Genomic DNA, 24273 nt, shown 5'->3' with positions numbered 1-24273 from the left:
GGCTACCCAGAAAAGGATTTCGCAAATGCCATTTTCACCGAATGAACGAGCTGCATTGCTCACCCTCAAGGGCGTCGGCCCAACCGTCATTACCCGGCTCGAACAGATGGGGATTGAATCGCTGGCAGAACTGGGCAATGCGGATGTCAATGACATACTGGCTCAGGCCTCGGCGGCACTGGGCTCGACCTGCTGGAAGAACAGCCCGCAAGCGCGAGCAGCGATTACTGCTGCTGTTGAGCTTGCGAAAGGGGCTGCTAGTTTCAAGCCCGCCGGCTAGATTGGTTGGCCTGCGCGAGTGCAAACCCGCGCATCAAACATTGCGGAAAAGGCAAAGCATGGACCTGCAATTCAAGCGACTCAGTGAAATCAGCAGCGCCGACATCATCGAGCTCAACAACAACTCGCGGGTCTTGCGCCACATGCCTTTGGGCCGCCCCGACTTTGACGAAGCCAAATGCGCAGCGTGGGTCGCCGAGAAAGAGTCGCAGTGGCAGGTTAATGGCTATGGCCCGTGGGCTTTCTTGGTGAATCAGAAGTTTGCCGGCTGGGGTGGTCTGCAGTTAACCGAGGGTGATGCGGACCTGGCGCTGGTTTTACATCCAGATTACTGGGGCCATGGCAGAGCGATTTTTGCTGAAATCCTTTGGCGAGCCTTTCAGGAGATGGGGCTGGAATCGGTTACCGTTTTGCTTGCGCCTAGCAGAACGCGGGTCAAGGGGATGCTTCGGTTAGGGTTTCAGCCGGATGGGGAAGTTTGTTTGGATGGCGTGCGCTTTGTTCGCTATCGGCTTCTCGCCAACGCTTACGCTTGAACAGGACTACGGTAACGGTGGACTTGTAGTGGTCAACTAATCCCGGACACTGCGTTAAGTTTTTCCTCGGCCACAGCGGGCGCCAGCCCGCTGTTAAATTGATGTGGCCGTTGCCAGTTGTAGCGCTGCATCAAAAACCGGCCGATATCCTGCTGTGCTAACGAAGCGCTCATGTAGCCCACGGTCGGTATCCATTCCGTTTTCAAGCTGCGAAACAACCGTTCCATCGGTGCATTGTCGTGGCAGTTTCCACGTCGACTCATGCTCTGTTTGAAGCGATAGCGCCACAGTCGCTGACGGAAGCCTCGGCTGCCGTACTGGCTTCCTTGGTCGCTGTGAAACAGAACGTTCTGAGGCCGACCACGCTGCTCATAGGCCATATCCAAAGCCTTGATAACCAGGTCAGCGTCAGGCTTCGATGAAAACGCCCAGCCCACCACGCGACGGGCGAACAGATCGATCACAGCCGCCAAATAGTGCCAGCGACCTTGAGCCCAGACATACGTGATGTCACCGCACCAGACCTCATTCGGCGCCGACACGGTGAACTCTCGATCCAACACGTTCGGGATATCCGGCCGCTCCACCGTCGCCTTTTTATAGGCATGTGAGCCAGGTTGCTTGCTGATCAATTTCATTTCGTTCATCAGCTTGCGCACCTTGAATCGCCCAATCTCTATGCCGTCTGCGCGCATCATGAGCATGATGCTTCGGCTGCCCGCCGCGCTGCGGCTTTGAGTGAACAGCTCGTTCACTCGGCTGCGTAAAACCAATCGCTCAACGTCCGGAGATCGGCGCTTGCGGCAGTGCGCGTAATAGCAAGATCGGGTGACTTCAAATACCGAGCACAACAGATCAACAGGCTCTTCAGAACGAAGTTGATCAATTAACGCGAACGCTCGTGCTCCTCGGCCATCAAGAGCGCGGTGGCCTTTTTTAAGATCGATTTTTACCGTTCCAGCCGATTGATTCGAGCTTCCAGCTCTTGGATTTTTTGCTGTTCGGGCGTCAGCGCTTTACTGGTCGGAGTTACACCATTTCGCTCTTCCTGAAGCTGGTTAACCCATCGACGCAGGGCCGACTCCACCAGCCCAAGTGAACGGGCGGCATCGATATGGCTGTAGCCTTGGTCGAGCACCAGGCTGGCAGCTTCGCGCTTGAATTCTGGGGTAAAGGTACGACGTTGCTTGGTCATCAGACACCTCTCTATGGCGAGCATTCTCGCCTAAATGGGTGTCCGGAATCATTAGACCACTACACTTCAGCCCCCGAAAGCCGTCGCACGACATAAGATCCAGGGGCCAAATCAGCATTGGTGGGAGGTTTCCATGATCTTGGCAATTGGGCGGACGGAGATCCGTTTGTGTAGCCGATCTGAAGACCCCCAGCGCGCCGGTCATCTCGCATCTCCATGAGGCAGAAGACGTTCGAATGCAGTGTTGAGCGAGAACAACTTCCAGGTCTGAGCCCGTGTAGAAGTCGCGAGCCGCGCCCTAGACGCAGCAGACTTGCTCTGAGCTGTAGGCGGGTACGGCTGGCAAGTAAGCGTAAGCGTTGCTCAACTTCATAGCCGAAATTTGGAGGGAGAGGCTCGTTGGCATTATTTTGCTACGATGGGCATGCTCTAGACGGGCGGTTAGCAACCGTTGCTAGTCCGCTAATGTCGGACCGCCCCCTCTGAGCAAAACCCACATTGGCTGAACGAGTAATGACCCAGGATGAGTAGCTTCAAAGGTAAACGACTACCAGTAATCTCGGATTCCGCAATGTTTGAAAAATTCGCTCTGGATCTCTGGGGGGCTCAGCTCCCGGGCTCAAATTCGACTTTGTACGGCAGGAATGGACAGGGGCAAAATGGTGTAGATGTCATTGTGCGCAGCGGTGACCGCTTGATCGGCTTACAGTGCAAGGCAGTAGGAAAGCTTGATCAAATAACTATAGCAGCCGAGGTCGACCGAGCTAAAAGGTTCACGCCTTCGATCAGTGATCTGGTGGTCGTTACCACCGCGCCCCACGATGCGAAGCTCGTGAGCCACGCTGAAACTCTTACAAGGCAGCACAAGCAGTCGAACTTGTTTTCAGTTTCCTACCATGGCTGGGACGATCTGTTGCGAATCCTTGAAGATCATCAATGGGTCGCTCACAAGCATTTCTCCGAGTTCTTCAGTACGACCGAAAAAGGCATACCTCCGCCTCCTGCTCTCCGCCTGCCGCTGGACCGCCAGTTGAAGATCATGCTCTCTGATGAAGAACTCGCCCTATTTTGTTCCGAGGCGAGCTGGGAGCTGAAGAACAATCCCAGCGCTAATTTCGCTGTTGACCATGTCGACGAGCAGCGTGCCATTGCGATGGTCGCGGAAATCGAGGCCGTGGAGGCTCTGGATACCGAGGCACGTAAGACACGGTCTGAGCTTCGGGAATATTTAGCCCGCCTATCCCCAAAGATACGAAGAGCGGAAGTCGCAGCCCGCCTTCTCCTTACTGACGAAGTACTTCGCTCGCCCTGGCTCATCGGCGGCTGTTGGCCTGAAACTGCTGCCACAATGAGGCGACTTATGCCTCAGGTCATTGCTGGATCGATTTCGCGACCGGACCGACTACCTCTCAAAATAGGGGTCCCGGCCCATCCTAAACTCGTCGGTTACATCGATATCGATGTCGAAGATCGACCTGCTTTCGAGGATCAGTGCAAAACTTATAACCCGTATTACTACATCGGTGGCGTTCACGACCTAGGATCCGCCCTTGGCTTGAAGTACGCATTACCTGCGGGCATTGCAGCACTCGTAGGCTACTCGGCATTCCATGGTGTAGCGATTGAAGAACTGCAGCGTGATAATACGAGCAATATCTATTTTTGGGGGCTGTACGCTGCGTGAATTGGCGGAGTCGCGGTGTTTCTTGCAAGCGCTATCGATGCTTCGTTTGTCCATAGTTGGAGCTTAGCACCGGCGATACAGCTCGAATGCGTTTTGAATATGGGGGCAGCTTTCGACCTAGAGCAGCCTTTCGCAAATGGCAGCAATCGGCCATAAGCTACCCTTCAGGACTTTCAACTATCGGTTATAATCGGTAACTCTTCCAATGAAGCCAAAAATTCACCAGAAAATGAGCACAGAGCCAAACTTCCTAAAAGGGTGCTGACGAAACAAGGTCGGGGCACGTCAGGAAGGCACTCCTGTTAACGTACTAATACTTCTTGCTAAACCAGCCGCGCGGTATCGCCCGAAGAGATAAATGTTAGATCCATGATCCCATCCACGCATAAAGGACTATGAGTATGAAGTCACTCCCTTTTCACGGAATTATCTTGCTAGAAAAGTCTGAAAAGATTAAGCATATTGATGGTACAGTTCACGTTGCATTGTGTGCGATGGCGACGGAAGCTTTTCTTGAAGATTTGAAATCCTATTATCAAGCAATTTCTCAGCTTCGTCCGTACACGCCGAAACGTTCGCTTTTAAATTTTAATCCGGAGCCAAGATACTATGGTGGTGGAGCTATGGTCGACGGCCGGATGGAGTGTTGCCAGTTGAGCGAGCGCCATCTGGAGAGCTTGATAGATAGTAATGAAAAGGAGCGAGTGCGACTAACCGACAAATACGAAACGGTAATAAAACATTTGAATCCTGACTGGAAAAAAGGCGAAGATGAGTCGTTCAAGAACTTTAAGCGACTGGTCGGACTCAGAAACGATCTAATTCACATAAAGTCAGATGAAATTTCATTGAATGAAAACAATTGTGCTTCCGATCATCCTAAAGTACTCAAAGAACTGCTGAGACTTGGTGTTATCACCGATGAGAGAACCCCTATTTCGTGGATTTTTATGCTGGATAATGAGAGTTTAGTGGGGTGGGCAAGAAGGGCGGCGATTGAAATTATGCAGGAGATACTGGAGATAATTCCTGATGCTCCTATCTCGAACAGTTTTAAAGCTAAGTACGGCTCTGCTCTGAAGACGTTCAAATTTAAATAAAATCAGATTTTAAAGGGTGCAAAGCAATAGTTGGAAGGCTTTGCTCAATGGGCAAGCCATATCCTCTTAACTGCAAGAGGCCGTATTTGTTGCACCTTCCTAATCTGTTAGTCTGCTCCCGTCGGCGTAACGCGGAGTAAGGCGGAGTAAGGCGGAGTAATGAACTGGCCTAATGATCCCGGACACCTCTTAAGGGCGATATGATTCGCCCAACCAGGAGGTTCCATGCAAGAACGAAAGACTTATACCCGCGAGTTCAAGCAACGTGCTGCAAGCATGGTTCTTGACGACAACTGCTCGGTTCCCGAGGTCTGCGCATCAATGGACGTCGGCCCCACAGCTCTGCGCCGCTGGGTAGACCAGGTTCGTAAAGAGCGTCAGAAAGGGCAACCAGTGCCAGGTACCAAGTCAATCAGCGATGAGCAGCGGGAGCTCCAGCAGTTACGCGCCAAGATCAAACGTTTAGAGACCGAGGCCGAAATCCTAAAAAAAGCTACCGCTCTCTTGATGTCGGATCCCGATCGTTTTTCCTGATCGAGGAGCTGAGAGAGTCAGGCTCGTATCCGACCAGCCAGCTTTGCAGCGCTCTGGGCGTTTCCCGCAGTGCGTTTTATGACTGGCTCGATCGCCGCTCGGTACCCAATACCGAGCGTGATGCGCTCAGGGCAAAGGTCGTGCAATTGCATGCTGAAAGCAGGGAAAGTGCTGGTGCGAGAATGATTTCTCAGTATTTGAAGGCCCAGCAGCTAAAGGTTGGAAGGTATCTAGCTGGAAGACTTATGGCAGAAGCGAACCTGACCAGCAGACAGCGCCGTCGCCACCAATATCGCTCCAGAGGTGTAGAAGCATTTGTGGCCAAGAATGTCCTTGAACGCAACTTCCAGCCCACAGCAATCAATCAGGTGTGGTGCGGTGACGTAACCAGCCTGATGATTGGGAAGCGCTGGTATCACTTGGCCGTGGTCATTGACCTGTTCGCCCGGCGGGTCATTGGCTGGTCATTTTCTCTGATCAATGATGCCCACCTGGTCAGCAAGGCCTTGGGAATGGCGGTGGGAGTACGAGGCAAACATGCGGGCTTGGTGTTTCATTCGGATCAAGGCTGCCAATACACCAGCCAACGCTTCCAATCCGAACTGCTTGAGCATGGCATAACCCAAAGCATGAGCCGCAGAGGCCAATGCTGGGATAACGCACCAACGGAGCGCTTATTTGGCACGCTCAAATCAGAATGGGTGCCCGCCAAGGGCTATGCAACGATCGAAGAAGCCAGACAGGACATGACCAGCTTCTTCTTGCGCTACAACCAAATCAGGCTCCATAGCTACAACAACTACCTGTCGCCAATAGCAATGGAGCAGTTGGCAGCTTGATCACCGTAATCGGTGTCCGGTAAAACTTGACCAGAACATAAGGCCCCCGAGAAGGCCCTTCGGAGCTTTTTTGTCACCCGTGAATCGGATAAGAGATTTCTAGCTCCATCGAGACTCCTGATCGTCTGCTTCTGGCCAAGAGCGGACGACCGGACCTAGGGCAGTGGCGCAGAAGCGTTCGATGGACACTATGCTGCCGAAACGGTAGTGTATCAATACAAGTGCTCGAAATGGGCACTCGAACTAATAATTTTTACAAGGTGCACTTTGAAACATTACAAAAATAGATTGATATGCTTTCTAGATGTCCTTGGCTATTCCGCCATGATTGAGAAATTTGGAATTGAAGAGATCTACACTAAGTACTCTCAATTTGTGGACACAGCAAAAAACAAAGTATTCTTCGGAGTGCCCGACGACTATGAAGGTCCAGGCAGTAACTTCGAAATATCAGAAATTGTTTCTGATTCAATACTTCTAGTATCCCATGACATCGAAAATGTTGCATCCGTTAACAATTTCATAGGGGCAATTCATTTCTTCTTGGAATTGGGCGTGGCCAGCGGGTTCATGTTTCGCGGGTGCGTTAGTCAAGGCGAAATCATATTCGACGAGAAAAGAAGTATATTCCTAAGTAAAGAATTTAACGATTTGGCGAAATTTGAGCCTAAAATCAATGCTCCAGTATGTGTCATCTTTGATGAAGCTAAATCCACAGTTATTTCTTCATTGTTCGGGAGCGAAGTTGAAAGATGCGGAATAGTTCCTTTAAGGTCCTTACCACTGATTAAATGGTCGATTCCATTGAAAAATGAACCAACTAAAGACCTCTGGTGTATTAACTATACGTTTTTCTGCGACAAAACAAACATAGACGCCTCTATTGAATATCTGGCAGGGGATATCGCAAAGCAAAATAACTTTATTGATTACCTAAAATATCTTGACAGCTTCCCCGAGGAAAGATTGATATATGGCGGCAAGAGTTGCGACAGCAACTATGTAAAATTAATGAAAAGCAGGAGTGGAATGCGAGTTGCTTTTGCAAGTGTTAGCAATGAGATTGTCCAGCCACCGATTCAATGGGGTTTTCCTAGTGTATTTATTGAGCCCCCTCAAGAAATAATGATGCATGTGGACCCCGGCTCCGGCCAAATTAACTTCACCGCAAAAGGTCGATGGCGCTAAATAAGCTTGCTCCAAGCAAGGGGCGAATATTTTTTGACTCTGAGCCGTCTTCAGTGAACGTCAGCTTGTGGCCGTATGCAGGCCCTCGCGAGGGTCTGCAATGGGTCGGCAGCGGTCAGTCGCGACTGGCAGCTATCGACCCATTGCAGCCACTCGGAGCTACCATGGAAATCAGCGTCTCCCTGGAGAGGTAGTACATGGCGAACTGGGCAAGGCTCGGGGAGCCGACTTTCCACTGGGTGTAGTATATGGATAAAATCCAACCTGTCACACAGCGCAAACATAAACAAACCAAAATCCGGATATATAAAGGAGTATGTATGGCCCAGTATTTTGATGACATCCAAATCTCGGACAAGGGGATGATCAAACTGATTAGAAGTAGCGGGAAGGATTACATATTTCCAGCAAGCAATATAACTCAAGTTAAACGCGAAAAGCCTAAAGATCATCCAGACTCATGGATCCCCGCTGCGCGAGGCTTGGCCGAGCTTTTTGGGTCGGATGCATTTAAAGAAACCAGACCTGATACAGTATGCATTATAACGAAAGACGACTATCTGTATGTGAAGGTCCCCTATACGGACAGTCTGTATCGCCGCATTGATGAGGCGCATACTTATTCTGTAAATGTGGCTAAGAATAAATACGGCACTTTTAGGTGAGCTAGCGTCGCTGCTTAGTGATTTCTATGACAAGCCCACCTCGCCTGGGCTTGTCGGCTTCAGTTTTTACGGATGCGGCGAGACTCAAGACTGAGGCGAATGCTAGGTTCTGTACGAAAAAAGATGTCGCAAACACCGTATGGAACAAGCCAGCGAGACCATAGCGGCATAGCTTTTCGCGAGCTTGTCGAAGCGCGTCACGATCCGTCGGTTCTCTTTCAGCCAGCCAAACATGCGCTCGATGATGTTGCGTTGTCGGTACTTGGGCCGATCAAACAGTCTTGGTAAGCCAGGCTTGGGTTTGCGTTTCATCGAACGCAGCGGGATGACGGGTTGCATTCGATATTGGTCGCAGTAACGGCGGAGCGCTTCGGCGTCGTAGCCCTTGTCGGCAAGCAGCCATTTACAGCGCTTACGCGGGCGGCCACGTTGGCTCGATGGAATGCTGACCTCGTCCAACAGGGGTTGGGCATAGCTGATGTCACTGGCTTGACCGCCAGAGAGGAGGAAGCGCAACGGTGTCCCGTTGGCGTCGCAGAGCATGTGGATTTTGGTTGTCAGGCCACCGCGACTGCGGCCTAGAGCGTGATCGGCAGGCTCGTCAGGCCCCCTTTTTTCCCGGCGCCAGAAGAGGCTCGGGTTGCACGTACTGCGGTTGAGTCGATCATCCAGGTTTGCACATCGATCAGGCCTTGCTCATTCAATCTCAGGTGCAAACGTTTGAGCATCTGATCAAATGCCCCCTGGTTTCGCCAGCCCCGAAACCGTTGATACACCGTTGACCACGGGCCGAAGCGTTCCGGCATATCTCGCCACGCTGCGCCTGAGCAGAGCACCCAGAGCACGCCATTGAGCATCAGGCGGTCACTCAGGCGGGGCCGCCCCCGGCCATGGGTTTCGGTGAAGAGATCAGCGACCACAGCCCAAGCCTCATCCGAGAGTTCGTAACGCTTTGCCATCACAGGATTCCTTTCCGTAGATGGCTGGAAACTCTACAAAACTTCAGCTTCCGAGGGACGTCGATTGGGTTTCTCGGGATTTCGTACAGAACCTAGTTTGCTGGAGCATAATGCCACTAGCATCAGCCAGTGATCGCCGTTATCCTGATTTCCATAATTTTCGCGCCACGGGCCGGATGAATTCGCCCCGCTCTAGCAGGGATGCATAATGGAACTCAGGTTAGTATTCGCCGCAGCAATTTTCCTGGGCTCCTACCTTCCGCTCAGCATTATCCTGTTGGTCCAGGACTTGAAGGTCGAGCTCTTCAGTAAGCCTTTTTGCTCAACGCTTTGGCAGATGTCGTCGGAGTGCGAACTCCCTTTCAACAATTCTGGCCTTTCGATTGGATTTGCTCTCTGCTGCCTAGTTTGCTTTCTAGTCACAGCCTTTGTGATCTGGTGTAAGCAAGAACCTCAGAGCATTACTATCATTGAGTCAAAACAAATTCCAACCGACCTCATCAACTACGTAGTGCCCTACATCGTCTCATTCATGAGTCTTGAATACTCACAATTGACCAAAGTGTTGGGCTTTGCGCTATTCATGACCTGGATCTTTTGGCTATCCTACAAAACCGGTCAAGTCGTCCTCAATCCAATTCTGATTATCCTGGGCTGGAAGCTGTACGAGATCAAATACACCTACCAGAACAGCCCAACTGAGCGCGTAGATAAAGCCTTGGCCAAAACTGAGTTCAAGCCCGCCGCCAACGCCACCATCGACGTCGAATTCATTCAAGAAGTCATAGTAAAAAGGGATTAGCCATGGCAGTGCTGCAGGATCTACACGATTTTGATCTCGAACAAGCAACAGTCAATTTCTGGATATTCAAGCGATACACAAAAGGCACGCCACCAGAGCCCAAATACACGGGCAAATGGGTAAGCCTGGATAACGAGCTCAAACTGGCATTGAAGTCGACGGCAGCAGCCTTCAAAGCGGCGCTCACCGAAACGCTTGAATACGGGTTGCTCGCTGAAAACAATCAATCGAGTGCGCTCACAATTCCGCAGGACGAAACCCATGCAGCCAAGTTCGTCGCAGAGTCGCATGACCAGACTCCAGCCAAGCGAATCTCCAAAATGGAAGAGCTGGCCAACGCCGAATTCTACGTGGTGAAATTCTCCAGCGTTCAGGGCAATCTGTACTGCGTGCGCAAGACGGATTCCACATGGAAGACCAAGAAGCGAGCTGGTGCCATTCACACCTTTTTCAAATCCAAAACGCTGAAACTTGATGAAGCGCCCAGCTTTCACATCGCGAAGGACTTCGACATGGCGGTGCTGGAAGACACCATATTCATCAAACACAAACCCAGCTTTGAATCGATATTGAGCCACAAGGCCGCCCACCAGGATGACTTTACTCAGCTCCTAGCACAGGCTGATTTCCAAGCGCTTTTCACCACTACCGACGCAGTGAGCGCCTACGTTGGGACAAATGCCATGCAGCTTCGCAGAGCGTCAGCCATCAAGATGAAGGGCCATTATCTCGACGCAAGATTCATGGGTAATCTGCGACGGGAGTACGCTAATTTTGGCCTAAACATCCCCTTCCAAGTTGACGGAAAAATCGCGCCTACGCCAGAAAGCTGCCCTGATATTTTCAAAGCACTACTGGATCACCGACTGAAATCTCACTTTTCTGAAAAGATCTATGACGTTCAGAACACCGCTGAAACAGGGATGTGAGTGTTGATGAGGGAGGGCCACATGTTCTCCTTTTGATAATTACCCTATGGCCGGACGGTAAAACTTCTCAAGCCTCGGCCCCAAAGTCCTCCTGACGTAGATCAGTTCACTTTCAGAGGAGCAGGCAAGCAGTTGCACAATCCGGAGTCGCCCCGCTCATGATGACAATGGGGACTACATACGAGGTCGCGGGAGGAATGGGTTCGTGGCGCAGCCCAAGCTCAGTCCGGTAATACCTCCAAGCAGCCTGATCTCGATCACAGCGGCCGTAAAAAGTGAGCCACCCTCGGTTTTCCAGACTCCACCAAGGCCTGCTATTGGCTGTGGATTCAACCGGTGGATGCAACACATTGGCTGAACCTGTCCGCCGGTGTTTCGTACTTTACACACCCGACTCCGTACTTTACACACCACCATAAATTACCCAACCGACAACCGGACAAGCCTGCCGGACAGCGTCCGTGAACAGGCGATTGCTGATCTTTCTGAAGCCCTGTCCCTCCAGTTATCTCAATGGTGGACAACCATGATGTGGAGAATTTGGTCGTCCTACTAAGATGACGACACTCCTACGAGCCTTCCGATTAAGACGGCAATCTGTGGCACCCTAATGGATGCCCGGTTGCGGTAAGCTTCGCGCCATACAAGGGTGGTGAGAAGTAAAATGGCAGACAAGGATTTGGTTCGACCAAGCCGCGATGGGGATCAGTTCCACTATCACTGGGCAGCAAGGCAGTGTCTGGCCTTGTTGCCGGGTTCAAGCGACCTAAAAGCAGTCACCGTCGAAGGCCCGTCGGCTGATGAAGGTGATGGGGAGATTGAGCAAGGCATCGACCTCATCGACGTTGGGCTCTATTATGGCTCAGAAACGCTAATGAAAGCCCGATGTGTTCGCTACATACAGCTCAAGCACTCAACGCGGCAGGTTGTGGAACCGTGGCAGGCTGGCGGGCTGAGCAAGACTCTGCGTGGGTTCACCAAACGGTATAAAAAACTTCTCGAGCAATTTTCCGTTGCTGAAATGAAGCAAAAATTTCGCTTCGAGTTCACCACCAACCGGCCCATCGATCCTAGGCTGAAAGAAGCACTCCAAGACCTGGCCAAAGGCACCAGGGCGCGCCATTCCTCCATTGAAAAGACGCTGCTGGGGTATTCAGAGCTTTCCGGCACGCAGAACAGCGACTTCTTCAGTTTATTTTCATTTGATGGGGAAGAACCGAGCCTGTGGACGCAGCGAAATCTGTTGTCCCAAGATGTCGCCAGATATCTTGCGGACGCCGATTACGATGCTCCAGTTCTGTTGAAGGAGCTTGTCACGCGCAAGGCTGGCAGCGAATTTACAAAAGACCCTGCAATCCGGCGACATGATGTTCTTCGAGCTCTAAAAGTGAGCGAGCTGGTACTCCTACCGGCACCCTGCCAAATTGTTCGTCCGGAGAATGTCTTCGCGCGAGAGCAGGAAGACGAGATTCTTGAGGCCATCCTGCATTCCGCACACCCAGTAATCGTTCATGCAGATGGCGGCGTAGGAAAGTCGATTCTGGCTCAGCGGCTGGCTACTTCAATGCCTAATGGCTCGGAGTCGGTGTTGTACGACTGCTTCGGCGATGGGCTATACCGCAATGCGCTGCACTATAGACATCGTCAACGTGATGCCTTGGTGCAGATTTCGAACGAGCTTGCGGCGCGAGGACTTTGCCATCCGCTAATTCCCTCCCCCCTTGCTGACTCCAAGCAATTCATGCAGGCATTTTGTAGCCGACTTACCCAGGCGATCGGAATATTGCGAGCTGAAAAAGCAGACGCAAGTCTTTGCCTGATCATAGACGCTGCTGACAACGCGGAGATGGCAGCCGAGGAGCTCAACGATCAGGCCTTTGTCAAAGATCTAATACGAACGCCGATGCCCGATGGAGTACGCCTGGTTTTTACCTGCAGGACTCATCGACGACATCGCCTGAACGCTCCCCTGGATAGCACACAGGTAGAGCTAAAGCCTTTCAATGAGGTTGAAACTGCACAGCATCTACGAACTCGCTATCTTGAGGCTACAGATGCCGAAGTTGCCGAATTCGCATTTTTGAGCAGCTCAAATCCGCGAGTTCAGGCTCTGGCACTTGAGCGGCGGTTACCCATTCTGGAGATGCTCAAGCAGTTGGGACCAGAGCCTACATCCGTGGAGCGTGCGATCGGGGAATTGCTGCAATGTGCGGTCGATAAACTGAAAGATCAGGCCGGAGTTGAATCCGATCAAATCGACTTCATTTGCCAGGGCTTGGCAGTCCTGCGCCCTCTCGTGCCGGTAAGAGTCCTCGCAAGGATTTCCGGCACTTCGGAAAGCGCCGTGCGATCGTTCGCGCTTGACCTTGGCAGACCACTTTTCGTGAAAGGCGAAAGCCTCCATTTTCTCGACGAACCTGCAGAAACTTGGTTTCACGAAACATTCAAACCGGATGCAGACGGTTTGAACCAGTTCCTAAATCGCCTGCGTCCGCTTGCCAGTGAAAGCTCCTACGTCGCATCGACGCTTCCCCAGATCCTCCTGGCAGCAGGACGGATGGATGAGCTAATCGATCTTGCGCTTTCCGGAGAAGGGTTGCCCGAAGCAAAACCCCTCGAACGTCGTGATGTCGAGCTGCAGCGCTTGACGTTCGCTCTCAAGGCCTGCCTTGAACAGGGACGCTACCTGCCTGCAGCGAAACTGGCGCTAAAGGCTGCGGGAGAAAACGCAGGAGAGGCACGGCAGACAAAGCTGATTCAAGAAAACACAGATATCGCTGCGCGTTTAATGCCACCAGATCGAGTCAACGAGCTCGTTTCACGACGAATCTTCGAGTCCACTTGGATGGGGTCGCACCATGCCTATGATGCGTGCCTGTTATCAGGAATCAAGGAGTTCACTGCCGAAGCCTCGAGCCGGCTGCGGATGGCGATGGACTGGTTATATGCGTGGGCAAGAAGCGTCTCTGATGACGGTCCACGCGAACATGTTACAAACGCCGATAGAGCCGAAATTACATTAGCGACGCTTCGACTCCAAGGCCCCGAAGCCGCTGCGCGATTTTTGAGACGCTGGAAGTTCCGGCACCTCGCGATGATGAGCGGCAAGTCCATTGCTCAGAGACTGATAGATCTGGGCGAGTACGCAGATCTTGAGGCCTTGGCGCATGCTGCAGGAAATGATGTCTGGCTTCTTCTCGGCCTTGCCAGTGAAGTAGCACATGCCGGCGTAAACTTTCCTGCCCAGCCGCTGGCACGGCTCATCCGTCTCCTGGCCGATCGACGTGTGAAATTGCCAGAATCCAAGGGCTGGGACGAGCAATGGGAGGTGCTGCATGCGGTGCAAGCGGCGCTTTCACTTGCAATGCGAACCCTTCCGATTGATCGTGAAACTTGGGTAGCGATTATTCAGCGCTATCTACCCCAGTCGCCTCCTAATCTACTATCCGAATCATACGGATCTGAACGTGCTCCGATGATCCGTGCTTATGCGCTCGAAGCTGAGCTGCGCGGGATTGAGCTAACTCTGATCGAGTTAGCCCCTACCGAGGTGCGCCAACAGCTAACTAAAAATAAGTCTTACGGACAAAGCCGTGAAACAGAGGTATTCAAGCGTGACGTTGGCGGACTGCTTCCATGGATAACACTTTCAGTGAAAATCAGCTGTGGTCGATGTCCTTCTGATCTGGGAGCACACATTGCCGCCGCGATTCAAGCCATCACAAATGCAGAATCCCGCGACTATCAACGCCACTCGACGATTCGTCAAGCCGCTGCTATTGAATGGATTCGAATCTTGCGCGACTCACCGGCCGTGAGTTCGCAACACCACTCGGCGTTACAGGACTGGATCAATAACCGAGAACTGCCGCTGTGGCCAGAAACCCTGACGACCTTATGCCGTCTTGCTGCTCGAACCCAAGCGCTGACTCACCTCTCATTCGATTTTGCCTTCGCCGCCTATGAAGCTCTGGAGCAACTGCGTGACGACGCGGAAACACGAACAAATGCATACGTGCGTCTGGCTCGTGCCATTCTGCCGTTAAGCCCATCGGAGGCGAATGCCTACTTCAACCGAGCCGTCGAAATCGCAAGTCGAATCGGTGATGAGAATTTATCTCGCTGGACGGCAATGCTCTTTCTGGCCCAGGCAGCTTCATCCACGGAATCAAAGCCTGAGGCAGCCTATCGCTTATCCCGGGTAGCCGAGTTGACATACGAGTTTGTCGCTCGCGATAAGCACTTTGACTGGAATGGGACTGTAGAGGCGCTCGCCGAACTATGTTCCTCATCAGCACTTGCAATTTTGAGCCGCTGGAGGGATCGTCGATTTGGCGATGAGGATCGATTGCTTCCGGTAGCCATCAATCACCTTGTGAGCCGAGGCCATCTTCCAACCATCACTCCAGTAGCGCTCGCAGGGATCGATGCTCACTGGGGTAGAGTGAAAGACCTACAGACCACGCTTGATGACCCGAAGTCGGCATTCGATGCCCGCACGGTTACGCAAATTGCCTACCGGTACCTTCGCACACAGTCTCATATGCCAGACGCTTGGCAGGCATTAATCAAGATTGGTCGCGATGTTGATCTCGAATTACCGGATGCTCAGCGTTTGTGGGAGGACAGCCGGGCCGCATCTGCAGCTCATCGCACAGAAAAGGCTGCGGCTGAGACCCCGCAATACGAATCCATCGTCAGAAGGACACCAGATTGGTTACACTTTTTCGACGGGACTGACATGGCGGATTCTTCAGCATTGAGGACTGCGTACGCCGATCTCAAAACATACGACACGCCGTACCAGTTCGACGAATTTTTTCGTGAGGGGATTCGTCATGTCGGGCTCGCGGGGATGCCCGGATTCATCCAGGCGGTCACGGCCTGGGTCGATTTCGGCGTATTTGAATTACGCTATTTGCTCGATGCAATTCCAGATACAGCGTTACGGATGGTGTCTTCAAAAATAGCTTTGCGTGAAGCTGTGCGCTGCGTATGTAAGCGTGAGCCTGAGTGTGCGGGTCGCCACGGATGGGGAAGCTTACTGCCGTTTGAGAAGATAGTCGCGTCAGGGATAATCACCGATCAAGATATCGCGCAGGCCACCGTAGAAGGCTTTGCGATGCATGCTGACAAGTTAGGCGCTGGTGGACTATTTCAGCTGATTGAGCCGGTAGCTTCATTTCTAAACGCCATTGAGGCGAGTGAAGCTTTGAATTACGGACTCGATTTGCTTGAGGACGCCTTGCGCCCAGAAGATGGTGATGGGCCTTGGTCTGAAAAACTATGTACGCCCGCAAACTGTGTCGATGCGCTTGCGGGTTATATCTGGGCAGGGCTGGGGTCGCCAGTTGCAGCTACGCGGTGGGAGTTTGCGCATGTCGTGCGAGCATGTTCTGAACTGTCGTGGCTCGAGCTGATGGATGCACTTGAGCGCTGCGCACTAGCAAGGACAGCCTCATCCTTCGTTGATCAGGGATTGGAGTTCTACGAATGGCATGCTCGGCAGTGGATGCTGATCGGCTTGGTCCGGGGCGGGCGTGAGAATGTCCAAAGCCTCATCCCATTTCTCCCCTTCCTCCATACTTGCTTGAACGAAGAGCATGTACTTTTGCGTGCATTCTCTGCACAGGCACTGCGTCTGGCACAGGATGCGGGCTTGATCACAAAGGTTGTCGACCCCGATCTCGACTCTGTTAATACGCCCCACCTTCCGCCAAAGATTTACAGCGGCTGGGATGAGCTCGATGCGGATGACGACAACCTGACTAACACCACTGTTGGAAATGACGAGCGCTACTATTTCGGTGTCGACATAGGCCCGCACTGGCTCGCGCCTCTCGGCAAAGCGTTTGGGGTTAGTGAGAGCGCGATGGAAGTCCGTGCCCGCCAGGTCATCCACGACCGGTTCGGAGACCCTACAGGTTGGTCAAGAGATGATGCGCGCTACACCAGAAAGGTTTTTGTAGAGCGTGAAACCATGCACTCTCACGGCAGCATGCCTCAAACGGACGACCTTTGCGCATATCATGCGTATCACGCAATGATGATCATCGCATCTACTCTTTTGGAGCAGCGAGCCATTCGGCACGAAAGTGACAATACAAAAAATCAATTTGACCAGTGGCTGAGTGAGCATTTGCTCACCCGCCCGGATGGTGGCTGGCTTGCTGATCGCAGAGACCCGCCGCTTGTATTGCGACCGCCAACGAAGGAGCGTTATTCCGATAATGATTGGTGCTGGCGAGTAACCCGTGATTATCTCGACCAGCACTCGCTCACCGACGACGGTCTGCATGTATTTTGGGGATATTGGAGCACTGGGGACCAGGACAATAGAGAGATGGTATCCATCCGAAGCGCGCTAGTGTCTCGAACCGGCGCCCATGCATTGATTGCAGCCCTTCAAACCGCGCCGCAACTCGATACATTTTCTCTGCCGTCTACCAATCACTATGAGCTGCAAACGATCGGCGATTTTTCCCTGAAAGGTTGGATCGCACACGACGGATACTCCCTAGGCTTGGACGAATACGATCCGTGGGCTGCCGAGATTGGTTATCCTGCAGTTTCGCCCGGTGCCGCAGCAATTGAAGATCTTGGGCTTCATGTATCAGAGGATGGGCGGTGGTGGAGCTCCGAATCCGGCGGGCAATTGCGTAGTGAGTCCTGGGCTCAGGCTGTAGGATATGGACGCGAGGCAGATCGTGTAAAAGGCACGCGCCTGAGTGGTAATCCGGCATTCGTCCAGTCGTTGCTCGAAAGGTATCCATTGGATTGCTTGGTGTTCAGCGTTTCGGTTAGACGAGTCCCCCCTCGTAACCGCCAAAAAGGCGAAGAGTTTGAACCCTATCCAGCCCCCTATGTGCGTTACTACCTAATGGACCGCGATGCAATCAAGCACCCACTCTAAAGCAGTACTGGAACTCGGCAAGCGCTTGGTCGCGAAGCTTGGGCTTGCCGACGACCTCCTTGGCCAATGGATGGCGCATGACATCTCGGCCCGTATCGACGCGATCGAGAGTAATCCCGTGCAAGCTACCTCAGCGATGCGCGACGAATGTGCAAAAGCCATCCTTACTCTCTGGGGGCACCGGAATACGTTACCCGCCCACTTGAGGCCGTTCCAGGAAATTGAGCCAATCACCAGAACACTGGCGGCGCTGGATGTCGAACGCGGGGATGACTATCGCTATTTTCGGCCTAATTTGAGAGAGGCAGCGCTGGATGCCATTGATGAGCCTACCCGTCACTGGCTGGAGCTCGCTTTCAGCCTCGATTACTCCGCGCGAGTGCTCATCCAACATGCACTGCGGACCGCAGGTGCAGCGGCAGCGCCCCAAGCGCAGTCATGGGTGGAGGCTGCACTGAAGGCGGGTGTAGAAGCAGAACCTGATCGACAGACCATCGATTTTTTGCTGGAGCGCTTGTACTCCGACGATGCTGACCGCGAAGAAAAAACGGAAATAGCCAGAAAGAAAAGCCTAAGCGACAAAATCGCCAAACTCGAAAAATTTTCCATGCTGGCCAGCACCGTAGCTACCGAGCTTCGTGAGCAGCTTGACACCGGCCTCGATCCTCAAGACGAGCTATGAATCACTATAGTCGCTGGCGCTGCATGAAAATTCGCGTTCACATTGTCCGATGTGGGTCGAGAGCAGTCGTTCGGGACTGACCGCTTTTGGCCGATAACTGCCCTTCGCAAATCTCAGCTTTGGGTCGCTTTCTGCCGGTCAGGGACACCCAGTGTGCGACCTGGCCGAGCTCAAACAGCTGCGCAAAGCCTTCGATGATGCCCCGATGGAGCTGATTACACCTCAAGTACTTGCCCAGTATCGAGATAGACGGACAGGCAAGGTTAGGGCGAATCGAGAGATCGCCCTTCTCTCTCACATTTTCAACATGGCAAGGGAGTGGGGCATTACTGACCGCCCAAACCCAGCGACCGGTATCCGCAAGAACAAGGAGACTCCTCGGGACTTCTATGCAGGACCGGCGATCTGGGATGCGGTGTACAAACACGCCACTTCCGAGCTGCGCGATGCAATGGACTTGGGCTATCTGACCGGTCAACGCCCAGCTGATGTACTGGCCACCCGGGCGACAGACGTGGTTGATGGTTTTCTGCAATTCGCCCAGGGCAAAACGACAAAAAAACTGAGGATACGTCTTGAGTCGGAAACAGAGACCAGCCAGCTGGGGATACTGGTTGAGCGCCTTCTGAGCCAACGCAAGGCGCGAGGGGTTCGCAACCCGTACCTAATCGTGACAGAGGACGGCCGCAACGTGACGCCAGCGATGCTACGCCTTCGCTTTGATGATGCTAGATTCAAGGCGGCCGCCAAAGCGATGGAAGACCTTGATAGCGTCCTGGCCGTCAGCATTCGTCAATTCCAGTTTCGCGATATCCGCCCCAAAGCAGCGAGCGAAATTGAAGACCTGGCGCACGCGAGTAGGCTACTAGGGCACACCGATAAGCGGATCACGCAGACCGTTTACCGCCGCGTCGGGGAGATCGTGAAACCAACCCGATTAAACATCTTTTACGAAGGAGTTGCGGAACACCATCGAAAAGTTGCGGAACACTTGGCCTTTTCAGCGTCAAGTTTTCCAGCCTCCAAAAACGCAAAAAGCCCTGAATAATCAGGGCTTTGAAGATGGCGGAAGCGTAGAGATTCGAACTCTAGGATAGTTGCCCATCGACGGTTTTCAAGACCGTTGCCTTAAACCACTCGGCCACGCTTCCTCGTATTGCGGGCGCCATAATACCGAAATGAAACAAGCTGTCAAACTCTCTATGTGGCTGCTTTGCGCGGCTCTGTTATGATCTTTGCATCTGAACGTTTCAAACCCACAGGAGTGTCGCCATGCGCGAACAGGATTACGCCGTCAATCACGGCCAGCAGGTCGAGCAGCAGGAGGTCAGCCGCGTCCTGCGTAACACATACGGGTTGCTGGCTATCACCCTCGCCTTCAGTGGCGTCATGGCCTATGTGGCGCAGCAGATGCGCGTCGGCTACCCGAACATTTTCGTGGTGCTGATCGGCTTCTATGGCCTGTTCTTCCTCACCAACAAGCTGCGTGATTCGGTCTGGGGCCTGGTGTCTACCTTCGCTCTCACCGGTTTCATGGGCTTTTTGCTCGGCCCTATCCTCAACCGTTACCTGGGCATGGCCGGTGGCGCCGAGGTGGTCAGCTCGGCATTTGCCATGACCGCTCTGGTGTTCGGTGGTCTGTCGGCCTATGTGCTGATCTCCCGCAAGGACATGAGCTTCCTCAGCGGCTTTATCACTGCAGGCTTCTTCGTGCTGCTGGGCGCCGTGGTTGCCAGCTTCTTCTTCCAGATCAGCGGCCTGCAGTTGGCGATCAGCGCCGGTTTCGTGCTGTTCTCGTCGGTATGCATCCTGTTCCAGACCAGCGCGATCATCCACGGTGGCGAGCGTAACTACATCATGGCGACCATCAGCCTGTATGTATCGATCTACAACCTGTTCGTCAGCCTGCTGCAGCTGTTCGGCCTGATGGGTCGCGATGACTGACTGGTTGTTGGTGTGATGTTTTAAGAGAAAGCCCGCTTCGGCGGGCTTTTTTGTGGCCGGGGTTTGCCAAGGCTTTGCCTTGCATCGCTGGCAAAGCCAGCTCCCGCACTACCGTAAACGAGTGCGGCCCCGTAGAATGCGCTCCTTTTTTCTTCCGGGGCAGCACTCCCATGAGTTCAATCGAGCAAGGACCCGGCGCACCCGCGCAGGCCAATGAACTGGTCCTCGGCCTTGAAGACCGGCCGCGGCCGCTGATTGCGATGCTGGCGGCGTTGCAGCATCTGCTGGCGATCATTGTGCCGATCGTCACCCCCGGCCTGCTGATCTGCCAGGCGCTGGGGGTTTCGGCCCGTGATACCAACCTGATTGTGTCGATGTCGCTGGTGATCTCGGGGATCGCTACCTTCGTGCAGTGCCGCCGCTTTGGGCCGTTCGGCGCCGGGCTGTTGATTGTGCAGGGCACCAGTTTCAACTTTGTCGGGCCGTTGATCGCCGGTGGCGCGTTGATGGTCAAGCAAGGCACGCCGGTCGAAGGCGTGATGGCGGCGATTTTTGGTGTGGTGATTGCCGGTTCGTTCGTGGAGATGGGCATTTCGCGCATCCTGCCGTTCGTCAAACGCCTGATCACTCCGCTGGTGACCGGGATCGTCGTGCTGATGATCGGCCTGACCCTGATCAAGGTCGGCCTGATCAGCATGGGCGGCGGCTTTGCGGCGATGAGCAACGGTACCTTTGCCAATGGCGAGAACCTGCTGCTGTCGGGTGTGGTGCTGGCGATCATCGTCATTCTCAACCGTATTCCGGTGGTGTGGATGCGCAGCTGCGCCATCGTCATCGCCCTGGCCGTGGGTTATGCCCTGGCCGGCTACCTGGGCCGCCTGAATTTCACCGGTATGCACGAAGCCGCGCTGTTCCAGGTGCCGGTACCGCTGCATTTCGGTTTGGGCTTCTCTTGGGCGCTGTTTATTCCGATGCTGGTGATTTACCTGGTGACGTCGCTGGAAGCCATTGGTGATGTGACCGCGACCAGCAAGGTCTCGCGCCAGCCGGTGGAAGGCCCGCTGTGGATGCAGCGGATCAAGGGCGGGGTGCTGGTCAACGGCGCCAACTCGCTGCTGGCCGGGGTGTTCAATACCTTCCCGAGCTCGATCTTTGCCCAGAATAATGGCGTGATTCAGCTGACCGGCATTGCCAGCCGTCATATTGGTGTGTGGATTGCGGCGATGCTGGTGATTCTTGGCCTGTTCCCGAGCGTGGCCGGGGTGATCCAGGCGGTGCCGGAGCCGGTGCTCGGGGGTGCGGCGATGGTGATGTTCGGCGCGGTGGCGGCTTCGGGGATCAATATCCTTGCCAGCATCAGCCTGGATCGTCGCGCGCTGCTGATCATTGCCGTGTCGCTGGCGCTGGGCCTGGGCGTGGCGCAGGTGCCGGAGTTCCTCGCGCACATGCCGTCGGCGCTGCGCAATGTGCTGGAGTCGGGGGTGGCCACCGGGGGGATTTGCGCCCTGGTGCTGAACTGGTTCTTGCCGGAGCATAAAGACAAGGCCTGAGATTGAGGTTGCCGCCCATCGTGGGTCAAGCCCGCTCCAACAGGAGCGGGCTTTTTGCTTTATCATTCCCGCAGATTTGCTGAAAGAGCCTTCCATGAAGTTCGCCATTGCGGTTTTTTCTCCGGCCCATGCGCCCTCCTCGCGCCGCGCCCTGCGTTTTGCCCAAGCGGCAGTTGCTGGCGGGCATGAGATTGTCCGGTTGTTTTTCTATCAGGACGGTGTGCACAGCGCCTCGGGTAATGTCGTTGCGCCCCAGGATGAACTGGACCTTGCCGCCGAATGGCGCGCGTTCGTCAGCGCCCAGCAGCTCGATGCCGTGGTGTGTATCGCCGCCGCCCTGCGCCGTGGCGTGCTCAACGCCGAGGAAGCCCAGCGCTACCAGCGCCCGGCGGTCAACCTGCCGGCGCCGTGGGAGTTGTCGGGGCTGGGCCAGTTGCATGAAGCGGCGCAAGGCGCCGATCGGCTGATGTGCTTTGGAGGCGATTGAAATGGCTAAGTCCTTGCTGATTATCAGCCGCCACGCACCCTGGGCCGGGCCGTCCGCCCGCGAGGCGCTGGATATCGCCCTGGCCGGCGGTGCCTTCGATTTGCCGCTGGGCATGCTGTTTCTCGATGATGGCGTGTTCCAGCTCGCCCCCGGCCAGCAACCGGCCCAGCTGCAGCAGAAGAACCTGGCGGCCAACCTGCAGGCCCTGCCGATGTTTGGCGTCGAGGAACTGTTTGCCGCCGCTAGCTGCCTGCAAGAGCGCGGCCTTGCGGCCGACACCCTGAGCCTGCCAGTGCAGGTGCTGGATGACGCCGCGCTTGCGGCGTTGATCGACCGTTTCGACCAGGTGGTGACCCTCTGATGAGCACCTTGCACGTGATTTCCCACTCGCCATTTGGCGATAACCGCCTGAGCAGCTGCCTGCGCCTGCTCGGCAGCGCCGACGGCCTGTTGCTGTGCGGTGATGCGGTGTATGCCCTGCAGCCCGGCAGCGCGCCGCTGCGCAGCCTGCAGGCCAGCCAGCTGGACGGGCGCCTGTTCGCCCTGGACGAAGACCTGCAAGCCCGCGCCATAGCCCTCAGCGAGCTGGCCAAGGCCATCGACTACCCGGCCTTCGTCGAGCTGTCGCTGCACTATGACAAGGTCAACTGCTGGCTATGAGTACCCTGACTGTCGGCGAGCGCAACATCGCCCTGGATAAAGACGGCTACCTGCTCGAACTGGGTGATTGGTCCGAGGAGGTCGCCAGCGCCCTCGCCGCCCATGAACAGCTTGAGCTGACCGCCGAACACTGGGAAGTGCTGAACCTGTTGCGTGACTTCTATCGGGAGTTCGAACTGTCGCCGGCCACCCGCCCGCTGATCAAGTACACCGCGCTCAAGCTGGGCGCGGACAAAGGCAACAGCCTGCACCTGAACCGCCTGTTCAAGGGCACCCCCGCCAAACTCGCCGCGAAACTTGCGGGCCTGCCGAAGCCGACCAATTGCATATGACCGAACACAGCCCGTTGATCACCGAAACCCCGGCCGAACACCCGTTTGCCCAGTTCGTGCGCATTCTTGGCAAGGGTAAGCGCGGCGCCCGTGGCCTGAGCCGCGAGGAAGCCCGCGAGGCCATGGGCATGCTGCTCGATGGCAAGGTCGAGGAAACCCAGCTCGGCGCCTTCCTGATGCTGCTGCGCCACAAGGAAGAGAGCCCCGACGAGCTGGCCGGCTTCACCGAGGCCCTGCGCCAGCGTTTGCAGGCACCGCCAATTCAGGTTGATCTCGACTGGCCAAGCTACGCCGGCAAAAAACGCCACCTGCCCTGGTACCTGCTGGCTGCCAAGTGCCTGGCGGCCAATGGCGTGCGCATCCTCCTGCACGGCGGCGGCGCCCACACCGCCGGGCGGCTGTACACCGAGCAAGTGCTGGCGCTGCTGCAGATTCCGCTGTGCCGGGACTGGAATGCAGTGCCTGAAGCGCTGGACAGCCACAAGCTTGCGTTCATCCCGCTGCAAGACTGGGCCCCGCGCCTGCAACGGATGATCGACCTGCGCAACACCCTGGGCCTGCGTTCACCGATTCACTCCCTGGCCCGGGTGCTCAATCCGCTCAATGCCCGCTGCGGCCTGCAGAGCATCTTCCACCCCGGCTACCAGGCAGTGCACCGCGAAGCCAGCCGCTTGCTCGGCGATACGGCAATCGTGGTCAAGGGCGATGGCGGCGAGATCGAGATCAACCCGGACACCAGTAGCCACCTGTACGGCACCGCCAATGGCATCGACTGGGATGAAGAATGGCCGGCCATGGCCGCCCAGCGCCATGTCAAACCGGCGAGCCTGGAGCCCGAGCAGTTGCTGGCCGTGTGGCGCGGTGATGAGCAGAACAGCTATGGCGAACTGGCCGTGGTGGCGACCATGGCCCTGGCCTTGCGCGGCCTGGGTCATTGCCGCGAGGAAGCCTTCGCCCAGGCCCAACGCTATTGGGACCAACGCAACTGATCGACT

At 54.7% G+C, this 24273-nt stretch carries 20 protein-coding genes, 1 tRNA gene and 2 pseudogenes; 20 read left to right on the top strand and 3 right to left on the bottom strand.

The window, feature by feature from the left end:
* Positions 1-25 precede the first annotated feature (25 nt).
* Complete coding sequence (locus tag LOY37_RS09955) at positions 26-280, top strand: helix-hairpin-helix domain-containing protein (RefSeq protein ID WP_258716753.1); 255 nt, start codon at positions 26-28, stop codon at positions 278-280.
* A 58-nt stretch (positions 281-338) separates the two neighbouring features.
* A complete protein-coding gene (locus tag LOY37_RS09950) occupies positions 339-815 on the top strand; it encodes a GNAT family N-acetyltransferase (protein ID WP_258716752.1) in 477 nt (158 codons plus the stop codon).
* A 32-nt stretch (positions 816-847) separates the two neighbouring features.
* Here LOY37_RS09950 and LOY37_RS09945 read toward each other — a convergent pair.
* A pseudogene (locus LOY37_RS09945) lies at positions 848-2010 on the bottom strand (IS3 family transposase).
* A 571-nt stretch (positions 2011-2581) separates the two neighbouring features.
* Between LOY37_RS09945 and LOY37_RS09940 the strand changes: the two are divergent.
* The 6 genes from LOY37_RS09940 (at position 2582) to LOY37_RS09915 (ending at position 8020) form a co-directional block, all read left to right on the top strand.
* Positions 2582-3694, top strand: a complete 1113-nt coding sequence (locus LOY37_RS09940; RefSeq protein ID WP_258716751.1) for a hypothetical protein — start codon at positions 2582-2584, stop codon at positions 3692-3694.
* Between the two features lie 401 nt (positions 3695-4095).
* Positions 4096-4794: a hypothetical protein gene (locus LOY37_RS09935; RefSeq protein ID WP_258716750.1), complete on the top strand. Its 699-nt coding sequence runs from the start codon at positions 4096-4098 to the stop codon at positions 4792-4794.
* Between the two features lie 225 nt (positions 4795-5019).
* Positions 5020-5328, top strand: a complete 309-nt coding sequence (locus tag LOY37_RS09930; protein ID WP_258715417.1) for a transposase — start codon at positions 5020-5022, stop codon at positions 5326-5328.
* Positions 5325-6167, top strand: a complete 843-nt coding sequence (locus LOY37_RS09925; protein WP_309475551.1) for an IS3 family transposase — start codon at positions 5325-5327, stop codon at positions 6165-6167. The genes LOY37_RS09930 and LOY37_RS09925 overlap by 4 nt, the downstream gene beginning before the upstream one ends.
* 324 nt (positions 6168-6491) lie before the next feature.
* Entirely contained in the window at positions 6492-7355 is an 864-nt protein-coding gene (locus LOY37_RS09920; protein WP_258716749.1) for a hypothetical protein, read from the top strand.
* 320 nt (positions 7356-7675) lie between these two features.
* Positions 7676-8020, top strand: coding sequence for a hypothetical protein (locus LOY37_RS09915; protein WP_258716748.1), 345 nt, complete (start codon positions 7676-7678; stop codon positions 8018-8020).
* A gap of 102 nt (positions 8021-8122) precedes the next feature.
* Here the strand turns inward: LOY37_RS09915 and LOY37_RS09910 are convergent.
* Positions 8123-8979 (bottom strand): IS5 family transposase gene (locus LOY37_RS09910; protein ID WP_258609500.1). Its coding sequence is split into 2 segments (ribosomal slippage): positions 8123-8631 and positions 8631-8979, totalling 858 coding nucleotides; the frame shifts between segments, so codons are not numbered across the junction.
* Positions 8980-9187: 208 nt separating this feature from the next.
* Here LOY37_RS09910 and LOY37_RS09905 point away from each other — a divergent pair.
* The 5 genes and pseudogenes from LOY37_RS09905 to LOY37_RS09885 form a co-directional block, all read left to right on the top strand.
* Positions 9188-9781: a hypothetical protein gene (locus LOY37_RS09905; RefSeq protein WP_258716747.1), complete on the top strand. Its 594-nt coding sequence runs from the start codon at positions 9188-9190 to the stop codon at positions 9779-9781.
* 2 nt (positions 9782-9783) lie between these two features.
* Complete coding sequence (locus LOY37_RS09900) at positions 9784-10710, top strand: DUF4868 domain-containing protein (protein ID WP_258716746.1); 927 nt, start codon at positions 9784-9786, stop codon at positions 10708-10710.
* A gap of 664 nt (positions 10711-11374) precedes the next feature.
* Positions 11375-17623: an NACHT domain-containing protein gene (locus tag LOY37_RS09895; protein WP_258716745.1), complete on the top strand. Its 6249-nt coding sequence runs from the start codon at positions 11375-11377 to the stop codon at positions 17621-17623.
* A complete protein-coding gene (locus LOY37_RS09890; protein ID WP_258716744.1) occupies positions 17601-18305 on the top strand; it encodes a hypothetical protein in 705 nt (234 codons plus the stop codon). Before LOY37_RS09895 ends, LOY37_RS09890 begins: the two co-directional genes overlap by 23 nt.
* Positions 18306-18462: 157 nt before the next feature.
* A pseudogene (locus tag LOY37_RS09885) lies at positions 18463-19242 on the top strand (integrase); the annotation flags it as partial.
* A gap of 126 nt (positions 19243-19368) precedes the next feature.
* On the opposite strand, the gene LOY37_RS09880 reads toward LOY37_RS09885, so the two are convergent.
* Positions 19369-19456, bottom strand: a tRNA-Ser gene (locus LOY37_RS09880).
* Between the two features lie 121 nt (positions 19457-19577).
* On the opposite strand from LOY37_RS09880, the gene LOY37_RS09875 reads away from it, so the two are divergent.
* The 7 genes from LOY37_RS09875 (at position 19578) to LOY37_RS09845 (ending at position 24267) form a co-directional block, all read left to right on the top strand.
* Complete coding sequence (locus LOY37_RS09875; protein ID WP_045201416.1) at positions 19578-20249, top strand: Bax inhibitor-1/YccA family protein; 672 nt, start codon at positions 19578-19580, stop codon at positions 20247-20249.
* Positions 20250-20419: 170 nt separating this feature from the next.
* Positions 20420-21799, top strand: coding sequence for a nucleobase:cation symporter-2 family protein (locus tag LOY37_RS09870; RefSeq protein ID WP_045201415.1), 1380 nt, complete (start codon positions 20420-20422; stop codon positions 21797-21799).
* Positions 21800-21893: 94 nt separating this feature from the next.
* Positions 21894-22286 (top strand): sulfurtransferase complex subunit TusD, encoded by a 393-nt coding sequence (gene tusD / locus LOY37_RS09865; protein WP_045201414.1) that lies wholly within the window; start codon positions 21894-21896, stop codon positions 22284-22286.
* 1 nt (position 22287) lies between these two features.
* Positions 22288-22647: a sulfurtransferase complex subunit TusC gene (gene tusC, locus LOY37_RS09860; RefSeq protein WP_258716743.1), complete on the top strand. Its 360-nt coding sequence runs from the start codon at positions 22288-22290 to the stop codon at positions 22645-22647.
* Positions 22647-22946 (top strand): sulfurtransferase complex subunit TusB, encoded by a 300-nt coding sequence (gene tusB / locus LOY37_RS09855; protein ID WP_258716742.1) that lies wholly within the window; start codon positions 22647-22649, stop codon positions 22944-22946. Before tusC ends, tusB begins: the two co-directional genes overlap by 1 nt.
* The gene (locus LOY37_RS09850; RefSeq protein ID WP_258716741.1) at positions 22943-23278 is read left to right on the top strand and encodes a TusE/DsrC/DsvC family sulfur relay protein; all 336 of its coding nucleotides are present in this window, start codon (positions 22943-22945) and stop codon (positions 23276-23278) included. The genes tusB and LOY37_RS09850 overlap by 4 nt, the downstream gene beginning before the upstream one ends.
* Positions 23275-24267 carry a glycosyl transferase family protein gene (locus LOY37_RS09845; protein WP_258716740.1) on the top strand — a complete coding sequence of 331 codons (993 nt, stop codon included), beginning with the start codon at positions 23275-23277 and terminating at the stop codon, positions 24265-24267. Before LOY37_RS09850 ends, LOY37_RS09845 begins: the two co-directional genes overlap by 4 nt.
* The last annotated feature ends 6 nt before the right edge of the window (positions 24268-24273 follow it).

This window comes from Pseudomonas sp. B21-012 (assembly GCF_024749305.1).
Lineage (GTDB): Bacteria > Pseudomonadota > Gammaproteobacteria > Pseudomonadales > Pseudomonadaceae > Aquipseudomonas.
Note: the sequence above shows the minus strand (reverse complement) of the source record. Positions and strands in the feature narration are given on the sequence as shown.